The following is a 13,616-nucleotide window of genomic DNA, read 5'->3' on the forward strand; positions in this document are numbered from 1 at the left end:
GTCGGTGCGGGCAGCGCGATGCCGGGCGTCAGAAGGGCGCGGCGGGGCCGTCGGTCGAACCGTCGGGGCCGTCGGTCGAACCGCCGGACGTGACGAGGTCGCCGTCGTACGCGGTGAGGCCGCCGGCCATGCTCTCGACGGGTGCGTCGACGCCCGCGTAGGACGCGATGAGGCGCGCGGCCTGGACGCTGGACTTCCCGTGCGGGCAGACGGTGACGTACCGGTCGGCGTCCGGGAGCGCGTCGACTTCGCCCGTGAGTTCCGGGAGCGGGACGTTCAGCGAGTCGGGGACGTGGCCGCGAGCGTAGCTCGAGGGGTTCCGGATGTCGACGATGCAGACGTCGACGTCGTCGTCGTCGCGGAGCGTCTCGACGCGGTCGGGGTCGACTTCGCCGTCCATCGTTGCCCGGCCTACGCGGTGGGTCGTGTTAAGGAGCGTGTTCTGGTGCGTCGACGTCCTCGACGCCGAGACAGCCCTGCGTGAACTCGGTCGCGAGCCACGTCTCCGCGCGCTGGAGGCGGTACTGGAGCGTCGAGCGCGGGACACCGGTCTCCTCGGCGACGTCCGCGAGCGTGCTCTCGCGCGGGGTCTCGTAGTAGCCGGCGTCGACGGCTGCCTCGAGCGCGGCGCGTTGCTCGTAGGGGAGTTCCGCGTCGGTACTGGGGTCGTCGCCCCAGTGGGTCGGGTCGCTGAGTTGGCTGAGGGAGATCCCGATGCTGTCCGGGAAGTTCTCGCGCATGGCGTCGAACAGTTCTCCGGCACCGTCGCCGTTGCGCGTGAGGATGCGCCAGACGTACTCGTCGCCGCGGCGGCGCGTCTCGAAGAAGAGGCCGGGGCCGAGGTGGTCGGTGGCGTGGTAGGGGAGCGCCGGGCAGGCGTCGATGCCCTGGCGGTACGTGTAGACGGTGGCGGTCGTCGGGTCGTGCTCCAGGAGTTGGTGTTCGCGGTAGGAGTCGCAGGCTCCCTCCGGGCACTCGTTGCAGCGGTTCGCGTCGAGCACGAGCGCCTCGAGCGCGTCGATCGCGGGCTCGGGACCGCTGAATCGGTCGATGCGCCACATGTCCTCGCCGACGACGTTGCACGCCACGGAGCGCGCGATCGCCTCCGGGTGGTCGATGAAGACGTCGGCGATGGGGTCGACGCCCCGCTCGTACTCGAGCGTGAAGACGTATTCTCGCATACCTCGAGTTCGGTCTATGCCAACCTAACTGTTTCGCCGAAGGTGCTCGAGACGGGACAATCGCTGCATGCGGTCCGTCTGTCTCCGGTCTTCTACCACCGGCTCCGGGGCGACTTTGGCATACGCCAAACGAAGCTATTGGGGGCTGTCCGTTCACTAGGATGGTATGACGACTCAACGCTTCGAGCGCCGAACTCGCTCCGGCGACGACGGGTCCTCGCGAGCCACGTCGCGAACGCGAACCCGGGACGAGGACGAGGATGCAACTGCTCCCGCAGAGCGCACTCGCGAGCACCCCGGGGACGTGACGACCTGCCCCGAGTGCAGCGGGCACGTCGCGCACGACGAGGAGCGCGGCGAGACCGTCTGCGAGGACTGCGGGCTCGTCGTCACGGAGGACGAGGTCGACCGCGGCCCCGAGTGGCGCGCGTTCGACGCCGCCGAGAGCGACGAGAAGTCCCGCGTCGGCGCGCCCACGACGAAGATGATGCACGACGACGGGCTGTCGACGACCATCGGCTGGCAGAACAAGGACGCCTACGGCAACAGTCTGTCCTCGCAGAAGCGCCAGCAGATGCAGCGCCTGCGCACGTGGGACGAGCGCTTCCGCACGCGCGACAGCCAGGAGCGCAACCTCAAGCAGGCCCTCGGCGAGATCGACCGCATGGCGAGCGCGCTCGGCCTCCCGAAGAACGTTCGCGAGACCGCGAGCGTCGTCTACCGGCGCGCGCTCGAGGACGGCCTGCTCCCCGGACGGAGCATCGAGGGCGTCGCGACCGCCTCTCTGCACGCCGCCGCGCGCCAGGCCGGGTCGCCCCGGACCGTCGACGAAGTGGAGCGCGTCTCCCGCGTCGACGAACAGGAGTTCACGCGCACGTACCGCTACCTCGTCAAGGAGCTCAGCTTGGAGGTCCAGCCCGCCGATCCCGCGAGCTATCTGCCGCGGTTCGCCAGCGATCTGGACGCCTCGGACGCCGTCGAACGCCGCGCTCGCGAACTCGTCGAGACCGCCAAGCGCGAGGCCGTTCACTCCGGGAAGTCCCCGGTCGGCATCGCCGCCGCCGCGATATACGCCGCCGGCCTGCTGGAGGACGCCGAACTCACGCAGCGCGAAGTCGGCGAGGCCGCGGACGTCAGCGAGGTCACGATCCGCGACCGCTACCGCGAACTCCTCCGCACCGCACAGAACGCCGGCGGCCAGCAGGCCGCGGACTGACCGCCCGATTCCGACCCGAACCGGTTCGACGCGACGGTCGTCCATCGACCACGGACTGAAATTCATCGACCACGTACTCGATACCAATGAGTCAAACACGGAAACCCGTCCACCTCGCGAACGAGAGCGAACTCGACGCGTTCCTCGCCGAGCACGACCGCGTCCTCCTCGAGGCGTACACCGACGGCTGCGGAATCTGCGCGTCCATGGAGCCGGTGCTCGGGAACGTCGCTCGCGCGACGGACGTCGCGGTCGCGCTCGTCAACCCGCGCGACGACCCGCCGCTCGTCGAGCGCCTCCAGGTGACGAGCGTCCCGCTCCTCGTCTACTACGAGGACGGCGAGGAGGTCCGGCGGCTCGCCGACGGCTTCCAGGGGGCCGACGCGGTCCTCGAGTTCGTCGACGAACCCGTCGAGGCGTGACGCCCGGCGCGCTCCTCGGTCACGTCGCGTCTCGACCGGCCGGTCGCCGCTTGCCGACCGCCTAAACCCCTGCGGCGTCTATTACCTGCTATGACATCCCACTCGATGCGCCACGGAGGTCGGTCGCGATGAGTGCGCGGAACCCCCACAGCGGCGACGATCCGCACGGCGACCAGCCCGTCTCCGAGGCCGGCGCGGACCTCGCCGACGCGTCGGCGGCCGTCGTCTGCGTGCACGGCCGCGGCGCGACGGCGCAATCGATGCTCCAGATCACGGGCCAGTTCGGGTTCGACGACGTCGCATACCTCGCGCCGCAAGCCGCCGGCCGGACGTGGTACCCGAACCCGTTCACCGCCCCCACCGAATCGAACCAGCCCGGTCTCCGCTCGGGGCTCGCAACGGTCGGTGCGCTCGTCGACCGGGCCGCGGACGCCGTCGGCCGCGAGCATGTCGTCGTCCTCGGGTTCTCCCAGGGCGCGTGCCTCGGGAGCGAGTACGTCGCTCGGAACCCCGCGCGGTACGGTGGCCTCGTCGTCTTCAGCGGCGGTCTCATCGGCCCCGAGGTGTCGCCCGACCAGTACGACGGCGACCTCGACGGGACGCCCGCGTTCCTCGGGTGCGACGACAACGACCCGCACATCGCGCTGGAGCGCGTTCACGAGAGCACCGCGGTGCTCGAGCACCTCGGCGCGGACGTCGACGAACGCATCTACCAGGGCATCGGGCACGGCGTCGTCGAGGACGAACTCGACGCCGCCATCTCGATCGTCGACGACGCGCGCGACGACGCAGCGTGACCGTCGTCCGCGGAATCGAGCTCTGACCGTCGTTCGCGAAGCCGAGGACTGAAGCGACCCGCGGCCGTCGGTCGACCCATGACAGAGGACGACCCAGCGACGGGCGACGACGCATCCGGCGACCGCGACGACGGGACCGCCGGCGCGCCAGAACCCACGTCCATCGAACCGGCCGCGCCGGAGGCGTTCGGGCGGACGCAGATCTGGTGGGGCGACGGCAAGGGGAAGACGACCGCGGCGCTCGGCATGGGCTTTCGCGCGGCCGGCCACGGCTACCGCGTGCATCTCCTCCAGTTCATGAAGGGCGGCGCGGCGAGCGTCGAGGACGTCCGCGGCGAGTACAACGCCATCCGCGCCGTCCCCGGGTTCACGTACGAGCACTCCGGGCACTACGGCTGGCACGCGATGAACGACGGGACCGACGACGTCGACCACGAGGCTCGCGCGCAGGGCGGGATGGAGCGCGCCCGCGACCTCGTCGACGCCGCCAGGAACGCCGACCTCGACTCGCCCCTGGAACTGGACGCGCCCGCGGACGACGGCGTCCACATGCTCGTCCTCGACGAGCTCTGTTACGCCGCGAACCGCGACCTCGTCGCGCCCGACGCGGTCGTCGACCTCGTCGACTCGAAGCCCGACGGGCTCGAACTCGTCCTCACCGGCGGTCACGAGGAGCCGACGTACGTCACCGGGCGCGCCGACCTCGTCACGAACGTCCGCAAGGAGAGACATCCGTTCGACGACGGCGTCCGCGCCCGCAAGGGCACCGAGTTCTGACCGATCGCTCGCGTCGACGACCGCGCCGGCGACCGTCGATGGCCACTACTGCGGGCCGAGGTAGCCCCATGCCTGCAGGCGGTCGCCGTCGCCGTCGATCCAGCGCACGGTCAGAACGTCCGAACTCTGCTTCGAGCGTACGACGAGGGAACCGAGAGCGGAACTCCCGCGTAGAATACCCTCGCACGTGGGCGCGGCATTCAGCAAGGAACTCACCAGTGACGACGTGCGAAGCCACGATGTTTCGGGTTTGATGGCCTGATTCGTAGTGGTCGGGTTTGCGGTGTTCGACGTCGGTTCGCGGATAGGCCATGACCGTTCTTTCCGACGCGGTGTCAGGCATTCCCATTCCGAGCGTGACGGAGACGACTACCAGAAGACGTTTGCGCCGACGTGAAGTTAGTCGCGTAGATGCCTACACGTCGCGATTTTCTCACCGGGACTCTCGGAGCCGGGGCTGGAATCCTCTCCTGGACCATCGGATCGGCGGTCAGCAGAGAACTACGTGCCACGGATCTCCGGTACGTTCTGGTTCGGAACGAGACCGAGACTCAGCAGTCGGTCACTCTGCTGTTCGAGGCTGCCGGGGAGCCACTCTTCTGGGAAACGTACGAACTCGACGGCGGTGAGGTCGTCGAGCGAAACAGCATCGCAGAAAGTGGAGCGGTTCGATTGTTCGTCCGATGGAATGACGTGACTCCCTCCCAGCGCATCCAGACCGGGACGAGGGCGGTCGCGGTCGTTCTCACTGCAGTCGGTGACGGCGATATCGTCGTTCGAGACGTTCCCTTCTCGTCGCTCTCGCCCTCGGAGCGACAGGAGACACGCACGCAAACCAGTTCCAGCGACTGAGCGACAATTCGTCCGAACTGAAACCGCCTTCAGTTACTCAATTCACCGGACCGGGGTGGTTTTGTGGCCCACTACGGTACGGTTGGTGGCGTTTGATACGTTCGCGCTCGTCCACGGTCGATTGAGCGCACTCACCAGCAGATCGGTGAGGAACGGTTCGGCCTGACCGCCGGGAGCGAGGTAGCCCCGGCACGTGTGGCTGCTATCGTTCGCGATGTCGCAATCGCGCTCGCCGTGGATGGGGCCGAGAACGAGATGCATGAGTTCGTGGGTAACGACGATGGGACGTGATTCGCTCGCTCGAACCACGGCGACGTTCCCGCCGCTGGCACCGAACGCGACCAGCCCGGACGACCCGACGTCGAACTCCGAGACGACGACCATGTTGACGACCCCGTCGCCCGGTGACTCTCCGTAGCGCTGCTCGTAGAGCGCGTCGACGTCGTCGGTACTAAAGTCCGCACCGAACGTCCCATCGAGCTGTGTGGTTTCGTGCGTACGAACGTGGAGGTGAACGCCCGACAAATCCCCCGGGTTATCTACCGGGAATCCCGCCCACGTCGACCGCATATTCGCTACTTGCTGTTCGCTCAATCGCTGGTCGGCATCGAGGGTGCTTGTGTAGAGTACGTCGAGTACGACGTCCTTCTCGGAGGGATGGAGTTCGGGGAGCACCACCCGCGGATGGTGTCCGACGACCCGCGTGCTCTCGACGAAGTCCGAGAGACCGTCTCCATCGACGTCTGCACTCATCGGGTTCGTTCTGTGGCCGCGCTCGCAGGCGGCCGCGACGCGATCTTCGCCGTCTTGGACTCCAGCGGTCGAGTTCGACGTCGGATCGGACGAGGGACGTTCCAGCGCACAGTCGTCGACGGGCGCTGCGCGATCCGCCTTCTCGGAGAGCTCAGCCGCTAGCGGGTCCGTTTGTGAGGCGTTCCAGGCGCCACTGGCGGCGGCGATCGAACGTGCGTCCGCTGTCGTGGACGCGACCGCAATATGGATGACCGCCCCGTCACGGACGAGTACGTAGGATAGCTCCGGTGTGTGCTCGGTTCCGGGAACCACGAAGACGCCGTCATCGCGCGTCGCATCCCGGTTCTCTAGCGCTGCACGCCAAGCCGCCGCGAACTCCTTGGCCTCTCGTTCGTTCGCCCAGCGCGTCGACCACGACGCCGCGATACCGTCCGGGCGCTGGAACGTTCGCATCGAACCGTTCCACCAGCCCGTGCTTGCGGCGGCTGCTCGGTGAAACGAGACCCCGTTCGTCCGGAGCGCGTACCTGATGGTGAGTTCGCCGACGCGGTTCTCGCTCTTCGTCGTCCAGTCGGCCGGAGCCGGTGCGGTGACGGCCGGTCCCGGAAGGTCCAAGGTCCCGTTCGGGTGCATCACCTCGGCGGTCGTGTCCGGCGGCTGACGGACGTGTGCGTTCCGCAAATCCTCGGGCACGCCCTGCAGGTATCGTGCGCCGTAGTACCGCGTCTTATCGAGGAACCCGTGCGTCCAGTGTCCGCGTTCGGTAGTCGTGTTCCGGAGCGCGAGCGGGTTCGCACCGCCGGCGTCGTGTGTCTGCCAGTACCGGTACGCGGTGAGGGTGGCGTCACCTTCCGTCAGCATCAGGCCTGCGAGGTCCGCGTCGGTCGTCTCGGTGAGTCGCTGACGATCGTTGAGGCCGTGTTGTTCCTGTAGCGTATGCGCGAACTCGTGGACGAGGAGGATTTCGAAGGAGTCGTCGGCGATGCGCTCGTACGCGCTCTCGTTCGCCACGTTGACGGCGGTGGCTCGCGCCATCCCGGCTGCAGCGAAGCCCTTGAGCGGGACCGGCTCCGAGGAGTACAGTTGGAGGGCCTTCGTCTGGGTCTCGTCCATGCCCGCGGCGTCGTCGGGGTAGTCGAAGGGGTCGCCGACCTGCATCCGTTCGTTGGTCTCCGGATCGACGATGTCGATTCCGTGCACGGACACGTTCACCTGTTCGCGTGCGGTGAGACCACGGAGTGCCTCGACACGTCGATAGATCGCGTCCAGGGACGGGTTGTGTTCGAAGTTCGTCCCGACAGCTCGTGGGTCAGGTGGGTTCGTCACCGCGGGCGACTCCGTGAGCGTCGGCACCTGCGTCCGAGTCGCGGGTGTTCCGACGGTCGTCGGTTCCGCGGTCGTGTGCTCGGCGGTTCGGTTCGCTGTCTCGGTGTTCGTCGGCGCGATGGTCGTGTCGGCCCCTGGGCCGCCGCTACAGCCGGCGAGGAGGACGAGGCACCCGAGCAGGGCGAGAGCAGTTTGGAGACGGGGCACGCCACATGATACCACGAACGAAACAGAAAACCCACCGAATGGTTCAACCAGTCTTTCACTAACCATGCTGACAGTGACACGATGGTGCTCATCCTGCTTGCTGAATCAAATATGGACTCATCCGTCCGATACGAGACGAGTGGAGACGGAGCAAGTGCCTACCCATACGTCTACGGGCCACAGACGTTGGATGCAGTCATCGACTCCTTCCCATTCGTACGGAATGAATCTGGCTATCGTCTGTCCGACGAACTGCTGCGGCATTACCCTCTTGGACGCTATCAGTGTTATAGTCGCACGTACGATGTCACGGCGGCTGCATTCGCTCCGGACTGACGTCGTCGGCCTACGTTGGTAGAGACCGCACTCCATACAGAAGAGATATATGTCCGATTTCGAGTACCATCTGTAGATGAACCGTCGTCAGGCGCTCAAGAGTTTGGCAGTAGTCGGTAGTGTGTCTGTAGCTGGTTGTTCTTCGGTCCTTGATTCCGGTGGGTCGGGAACTGTCCTCGGACCGATCGAAGTCATCAACTCGTCCTTTATCTCGAACCGGGTCCGTATCATGGTGGAGCGCGATGAAGGCACCAGGTCGGAGAGCGATGACGAAAGTCTCCTCGACCGGAAGCTCTCGCTGCCTGCGATCGACGCTGAAACCGGTACGCCGGGGCTGCGTATTGCACCGTCGTGGTCAGAAACGCAGGCTCACTACACGATACGTGCTGTCCATTACGACGGGTCCGACGACAGAGAAACCGAGGTTTGGGAGTATACGTTCACACGAGAAGACTACAAGACGTATTATGCGGACCGGAACGAAGATCCGGGGTGTATCGGGGCTCTCGTCAAGATCGGGAGCCTCTCCACTGCTGGGAACGGTGCAATTGGGATCGGCCCGACCTATATGGAAGACCCTTGTGGAACCTCGGGATCCCAATAAACATCGCTCTCAGAGCGGGGCTCATCTTACCGGATCAGTAGATACAGGCTGGTCGGTTCTCGGATGTGGCGCGGATGCGAGTCAGTGGGCGTCGTCGATGGACGGGTGAAGCAGGAACGCCACCGCTATCACACCATCACGACTCGCTGTCCGGAACACGGAAAGACGAGCATCCACCGGGAACTCGGTGACAAGGAAGAACGATACACCGAGTGGGTACTCCATCGTCTCTCCCGTGCTGTCGTGGAGTTCGCAGAGCAGTTCTCGAACCCGGTTATCGTGTTCGAGGATAGGGAGGGTATCCGCGACGAGATCGAGTACGGGAAGTATACGAATCGGCGGTTGCACAAATCGCCGTTTTACAAGTTCGAGACGTTCGTCTCGTACAAGGCGACGTGACGGGCAATTTTCACGGACACGGTGGTTGCCTACTACAACTCGCAGACGTGTCCGTTCTGTGGCGAGCGGGGAGATCGGCAGGGACGGTGGTTCCGGTGTACGAATGGGGAGTGTGCGGTTCAGCAAGACCATACTGACCGGAATGCGTCGGTGAACATCGCGTAGCGCGAGAAGGCGAAAACCGACGGTAATGATACGAATTACCGGGCTCACAAAACCCAGCCGCAGGTTCGGTTAGTGCGTCTGTCCGGGTCAAGGCGCGTAAGCCGCCCAACCTCATCCCGCTCGCTCGCCGAGCAGGGAGCGCTAGCGCACGGCCGAGGGAACTAGAAAAGCCTCGGGCCACCGCGCCCGAGGCTGTTTACTTGCCACCTGGTCCGAGGTAGCCCCACGCTTGCAGGCGGTCGCCCTCGCCGTCGCTCCACCGCTCGCCGATGTCGTCGCGATAGTACATGTTTGGCATCACGATATCGTCGATCCGGTCGTACGCCTGCTCGCGCGCCGCGTGCATCGTCTCTCCCTTCCCCGTCACGACGATCGGCATCCCGTTGTCCCCGGCCGCCCGCCACTGGCCATCCACCTTCTTCGCGTCTTCTAGGTGAATTCCGTCTCGGCTTTCCGTCTCGAACACCACAGCTGCGTTTCGAGAGTTCTCATCGTACGTCTTCTCGTCATCGAACGGGAACGGCGGCAGGACGACCCGAACGCCGATCTGGTACCCGTTGTGGACCGCTAGTTCGGGGGTGTTGCCGTGCGCGAGATCGTAGAAGAACTCGCCAGTAGACGACTCGATGGACTCTTCCTGTAACGCGATCGTCGGATACCCGAACCGCGGCGTGAACTCCAACGGATAGATCCCGGCCTCGTTCACGATGCAGTTGATGTCGATGCTCCCGACGTAGCCCTCGTCGGCGAGCCAGTCCTCGAGTTTCCCGAAGGTCTCTTTGAACAATTTGTTCTGGCCGGCCCAGAACATCGACGTTCCCATCTCGCCGGTCTGGGGACCGATGTTTCCTGGGAATAATTTCTTGTGCTCGAAATTGAAATTGACATGGTCGATGAACTCGTTCCCGTCGAAGAACCCGCAGATGGCAATCTCCACACCTTCGACTTTCCGCTGGAGCTGGAACCCCTTCATCCGGTGCCCCCACGCCTTCTTGTAGGCACGGAGCACGTCTACGACGTCGCTGCCATCATCCTCGTTCCCGACGTAGAGCAGTCGTTTAACGTTCTGGACTTCTCCAAGTGGCTTGATGACGTACGGAGCCGGGTTCTCCTGCACGTGCTGGATGCCGGCGTCGAAGTCGTGGAAGATGTGGTGTTCGACGGTGTTGACACCGTGCTCTTCGAGGATCTCCATCGCGTAGCCGCGATCTTCTTCGAGGTGATCGGTGTTCGGCGTCCCACCGACGACAGCTTCGCCTTGCTCCCGGAGTTCCTGAGCGAGTTTGCCTGTCCCGATGTCCGAGCCCACCCAAATGTCGTCGAAGATGATTACGTCGGCCCACTCGACCTCCGCGCGCCAATCATCCGTTTTGGGCACGAACCCGTCCCCGATCTCCTTGTCGCTCTCGGCTTCGATGTAGTATCTGACGTCGTGGCCTTCTTTGTGAACTTGCCACGCGAGGTCGGTGATCAGTGCGGCGTCGGCGGATACGAACAGGAAGTTCCTCGAAGGCATAGCACCGCTACTCTTGGCGCTCGGAAAAGCGTTCAGGCGCCGCCGGCGAGACCGTCGGGGAGACGGGACGCGTTACTCGTCCTCGGACTCGATCGGGATCTCGATGGGTTCGTCGGTCGCGTCCTCGGCCGTCGCGTCGCCGAACCCGGTCTCGGTCGATGGGCCGACGCCGGCCGCGTCCGCGGCGTCCGCGAACAGCGTCTCCGACGCGCCCTCGGCGAGGTCGTCGAGCGCGAGCGCGAGGTTCCGACGGTTCGACTTCCAGAACGCGTCCACGACCGGCCCGACGTACGGGATCGTGCCGGTGGCGACGTCGATCGTGACGTTCGCGAGCATCGACACGAGCGTCGTGTACGAGACGCCGAGACGCGCCGACTCCAGGACGATGTACAGCGACAGCCCGCCAGCGATCACGTCGCCGACGCCAGGCACCACGCCGAGCAGTGGGTCCAGGCCGACCTCGAAGTCGGTCCCGGGGACCCGCACCGCCTCGTCGAGCACGCGCGCGACCGTGCGCATCCGCGCCACGGCCGCCTCGTCGACGCCGTCGGGGATCGGTCCGTCGTACGGGTCCGCGAACGGGTCCATCTCGGTTCCAGCCATACCAGTACCTACCGAGTCAGGACTGAAGAATGTCGGGCCGAATCGCGCTGGTATCGACTCGAGTCCACCCAGCTCGCCCCTGGGGGTGCGACTCGTCTTCGCTCAGAAGAGGGCGTCCGGGAACCGCAGGAGGACCGCGTCGACGAGCAACAGCACGCCGACGAGCGTCGCCGCGCGGAGGAACGGCGTCGCGCGCTTCGCGGGCGTCCGCACCTTCAACTCCTCAGTGCCGGCGAGGACGCGACTCGCTCCCACCTCGACCAGTCCGGTCAACGCCAGCCAGAGGACGACCATCGCCAGCACGAGGTACCCGCTCGTCGACGACAGCAGCGTCCGCTCGTAGCCCGCGAGCGAGATCATGTACCCGCCAGAGAGCAAGAGCAGAACGGACGCCACCCGGGAGCCGACCTGGAGTCGTTCCGCGAACCGTTCCAGTGGCGTCGCGTTCAGCGACCCCTCTCGGGCGAGTGGCAGGATACCGAACGCGAAGAACACGACCGCCCCCACCCACGTCGCCGCGACGACCAGATGAACCGCCCTGACGCCGACTTCGACCAGAGACATGGAGGTATCGTCCGCCCGCGCCCCGTTAATCCTTCTCCTCTACGGTCGCCGCACAGGACTCGCACAGCAACTCGATCGTCGAGGACGCGGACCCGATGACGGTCTCGAGGTCGTCGACCGCGTGGTACGCCTCGCAGCGCTCGCAGCGCGCGGTCGGCGCGGCCTCGTCCGCGAGCATCGAGTCGACGGTGACCTCGTCCGTCGGCGAGTCGAACGCCGCCTCCGGGTCCAGGCCGCTCGCGGGCTGAGCGGGCGCCGCGGGCGGTCCGTCCGTGAGCGCCGGCGGGCCGTCGTCGAAGATCGGCGACTCGCTCACGTCGACGGTACTGACTGTCGGGTCACTGCCGTCGACGGTACTGACTCCAGGGTCAGTAGCGTCGTTCGTGGACAGCCGGGCGGCCTCGCGGTCGGTGGCGTCGTCGTCGCCGGCAGCCTCCGCGACGGACGCGAGTGCGTCGCTGAAGAACTCGCCCGCGAGGTCGTCGGGGAGTCCCGTATTCCCGTACAGCGCGGTGACGAGACGGTCGCGGAGTGCGTCCGGCGCCAGCCCTTCGCGCTCGCCGACGACGTGTAGCGCGTCCGCCTCGCGAGCGTCCGGGTCCGGCATTCCCTCGGGGTTCCGGACGTACCGGTCGACGACGGCCGCGAGTCGGCTCGCGACCGTCGCGTCCGCACTCCAGCGCGTCGGGAACGCCGCGTCGACGTTCGCGCGACGCTCCTCGGACAGGTCGGCGACGACCGCGTCCGCGGACGCGTCTCCGTCCGCGAGTTCGGACGTGGCCGCGTCCGTCACCGACCGGTCGACGCGGTCGAGCGCGGTCTCGTCAGGAACGCGGAGACGACCGGCGGCGAGGTCACAGAGCACGCTCAGGCTCTCCTGCATCGACGAGGCCTCGTAGCCCCGGCACTCCGCGTACACGTCGTCGATGCGCTCGGCGAGCGCGGCGGGAATCCGTACGTCGACGAACTCCTCCCGTCGGTCGTCTCGCTGTGCCATCGGCCATACTATCGAACTCCACCATGATAAATTTCACTAATTTGTCTTCGCGTTTTAATTTCTGAGGCGGGGAACCTGTGACATACGGGCGTATGAGACGATCACACGAGGGGCGTCGCGGGTGCTGACGTACCGGCCGGGATCGGCCCGCTCGGGGCGGTGTCGGGCGCCGACGCGGTCACTGCAGGTAGCGTTCTTCCAGCACCGGGAGGCGCTTCCTGACGAGCACGTACACGACGGATACCGCCACTCCGGCGAGCGCGACGCGCCGAATCCAGCCGTCGAACACGACCAGTCCGGGGAGTGCGAACGCCACGCCTACAACGAGGTCCTCGGGCGCGCCGTCGTACCGCACGAGCCGCCGCGGTCGCGCCCACCGTCCCTGCGTGTGCAGGAACACGCCGCGGTCGGACTCCGCGAGCCACGGCCGCGCCTCGAGGCCGCCACCGAGCGCGTCGCTCGCCGCGTGCACCGCCGCCGACACCAGGAACGCCGCCGCCGCGACCGTCGCCGGACCGACCGCGACCGCCGCGACCGCGACCGCGACGACCGCGAGCACCGCGTAGTACTCCGGGAAGTGCAGCGTCTTCCGGTGCTCGGCGACGAGGTCCAGATCCGGAAAGATACCGCCGGCGAGCGCCGCCACCGCCGCGACCGTCGCGTACTCCCCAGCGAGGACGGCGTACGCGCTCGCCAGCGCCAACCCGACGAACGCGTGCGTCGTCGCCATCATCACCGACACGTAGCCATCTCACGGTGAAAACCCCGTCGACGCCCACCTCCGTTCACCGCCACACAGTCCCGTGCTCTCCGGCCCGCCCCGCGCTGATCCGCCGAGGGTTCAAGTGCGATAGCGCGGCCACCGTCACCTGACCGACGCGCGGGGACGGCCGAGGCGGGA

Annotated in this window: 14 protein-coding genes and 2 pseudogenes; 8 read left to right on the top strand and 8 right to left on the bottom strand. The window is 66.4% G+C overall.

The window, feature by feature from the left end; all coding sequences use genetic code 11:
• Positions 1–28: 28 nt before the first annotated feature.
• Both G9C85_RS10020 and G9C85_RS10025 read right to left on the bottom strand, forming a co-directional pair.
• Positions 29–400: a rhodanese-like domain-containing protein gene (locus G9C85_RS10020; protein WP_166039523.1), complete on the bottom strand. Its 372-nt coding sequence runs from the start codon at positions 398–400 to the stop codon at positions 29–31.
• Positions 401–428: 28 nt separating this feature from the next.
• Complete coding sequence (locus tag G9C85_RS10025) at positions 429–1,181, bottom strand: helix-turn-helix domain-containing protein (protein WP_166039525.1); 753 nt, start codon at positions 1,179–1,181, stop codon at positions 429–431.
• Positions 1,182–1,347: 166 nt separating this feature from the next.
• Between G9C85_RS10025 and G9C85_RS10030 the strand changes: the two genes are divergently transcribed.
• From G9C85_RS10030 to G9C85_RS10050, 5 genes are all read left to right on the top strand, one after another.
• Positions 1,348–2,397 carry a transcription initiation factor IIB family protein gene (locus G9C85_RS10030; protein ID WP_166039527.1) on the top strand — a complete coding sequence of 350 codons (1,050 nt, stop codon included), beginning with the start codon at positions 1,348–1,350 and terminating at the stop codon, positions 2,395–2,397.
• A gap of 86 nt (positions 2,398–2,483) precedes the next feature.
• Entirely contained in the window at positions 2,484–2,819 is a 336-nt protein-coding gene (locus G9C85_RS10035; protein WP_166039529.1) for a co-chaperone YbbN, read from the top strand.
• Between the two features lie 128 nt (positions 2,820–2,947).
• Positions 2,948–3,616: an alpha/beta hydrolase gene (locus tag G9C85_RS10040; RefSeq protein WP_166039531.1), complete on the top strand. Its 669-nt coding sequence runs from the start codon at positions 2,948–2,950 to the stop codon at positions 3,614–3,616.
• Positions 3,617–3,694: 78 nt separating this feature from the next.
• Positions 3,695–4,393 carry a cob(I)yrinic acid a,c-diamide adenosyltransferase gene (locus G9C85_RS10045; RefSeq protein WP_166039534.1) on the top strand — a complete coding sequence of 233 codons (699 nt, stop codon included), beginning with the start codon at positions 3,695–3,697 and terminating at the stop codon, positions 4,391–4,393.
• A 411-nt stretch (positions 4,394–4,804) separates the two neighbouring features.
• Positions 4,805–5,245, top strand: coding sequence for a hypothetical protein (locus tag G9C85_RS10050; protein WP_166039536.1), 441 nt, complete (start codon positions 4,805–4,807; stop codon positions 5,243–5,245).
• A gap of 42 nt (positions 5,246–5,287) precedes the next feature.
• Here G9C85_RS10050 and G9C85_RS10055 read toward each other — a convergent pair whose 3' ends face one another.
• Complete coding sequence (locus G9C85_RS10055) at positions 5,288–7,531, bottom strand: hypothetical protein (protein WP_166039538.1); 2,244 nt, start codon at positions 7,529–7,531, stop codon at positions 5,288–5,290.
• A 60-nt stretch (positions 7,532–7,591) separates the two neighbouring features.
• Between G9C85_RS10055 and G9C85_RS19235 the strand changes: the two are divergent.
• The 3 genes and pseudogenes from G9C85_RS19235 to G9C85_RS19240 all read left to right on the top strand — a co-directional run.
• A pseudogene (locus tag G9C85_RS19235) lies at positions 7,592–7,867 on the top strand (DUF952 domain-containing protein); the annotation flags it as partial.
• Between the two features lie 76 nt (positions 7,868–7,943).
• On the top strand, positions 7,944–8,471 hold the full coding sequence (locus G9C85_RS10065) for a hypothetical protein (RefSeq protein ID WP_166039542.1): 528 nt from the start codon (positions 7,944–7,946) through the stop codon (positions 8,469–8,471).
• Between the two features lie 99 nt (positions 8,472–8,570).
• Positions 8,571–9,200: pseudogene (locus tag G9C85_RS19240) on the top strand (zinc ribbon domain-containing protein); the annotation flags it as partial.
• A gap of 31 nt (positions 9,201–9,231) precedes the next feature.
• Here G9C85_RS19240 and G9C85_RS10075 read toward each other — a convergent pair.
• The 5 genes from G9C85_RS10075 to G9C85_RS10095 all read right to left on the bottom strand — a co-directional run bounded on the left by G9C85_RS10075 (position 9,232) and on the right by G9C85_RS10095 (position 13,448).
• Positions 9,232–10,551, bottom strand: a complete 1,320-nt coding sequence (locus G9C85_RS10075; RefSeq protein WP_166039544.1) for a phosphoribosylamine--glycine ligase — start codon at positions 10,549–10,551, stop codon at positions 9,232–9,234.
• Between the two features lie 72 nt (positions 10,552–10,623).
• The gene (locus G9C85_RS10080; RefSeq protein WP_166039546.1) at positions 10,624–11,154 is read right to left on the bottom strand and encodes a DUF4112 domain-containing protein; all 531 of its coding nucleotides are present in this window, start codon (positions 11,152–11,154) and stop codon (positions 10,624–10,626) included.
• A 102-nt stretch (positions 11,155–11,256) separates the two neighbouring features.
• Positions 11,257–11,718 (bottom strand): hypothetical protein, encoded by a 462-nt coding sequence (locus tag G9C85_RS10085; RefSeq protein WP_166039548.1) that lies wholly within the window; start codon positions 11,716–11,718, stop codon positions 11,257–11,259.
• Positions 11,719–11,743: 25 nt separating this feature from the next.
• The gene (locus tag G9C85_RS10090) at positions 11,744–12,715 is read right to left on the bottom strand and encodes a hypothetical protein (protein WP_166039550.1); all 972 of its coding nucleotides are present in this window, start codon (positions 12,713–12,715) and stop codon (positions 11,744–11,746) included.
• Positions 12,716–12,893: 178 nt separating this feature from the next.
• Positions 12,894–13,448, bottom strand: coding sequence for a metal-dependent hydrolase (locus G9C85_RS10095; protein WP_205254344.1), 555 nt, complete (start codon positions 13,446–13,448; stop codon positions 12,894–12,896).
• Positions 13,449–13,616 lie beyond the last annotated feature (168 nt).

The organism is Halorubellus sp. JP-L1 (assembly GCF_011440375.1).
Taxonomy (GTDB): Archaea; Halobacteriota; Halobacteria; order Halobacteriales; family Natrialbaceae; genus Halorubellus.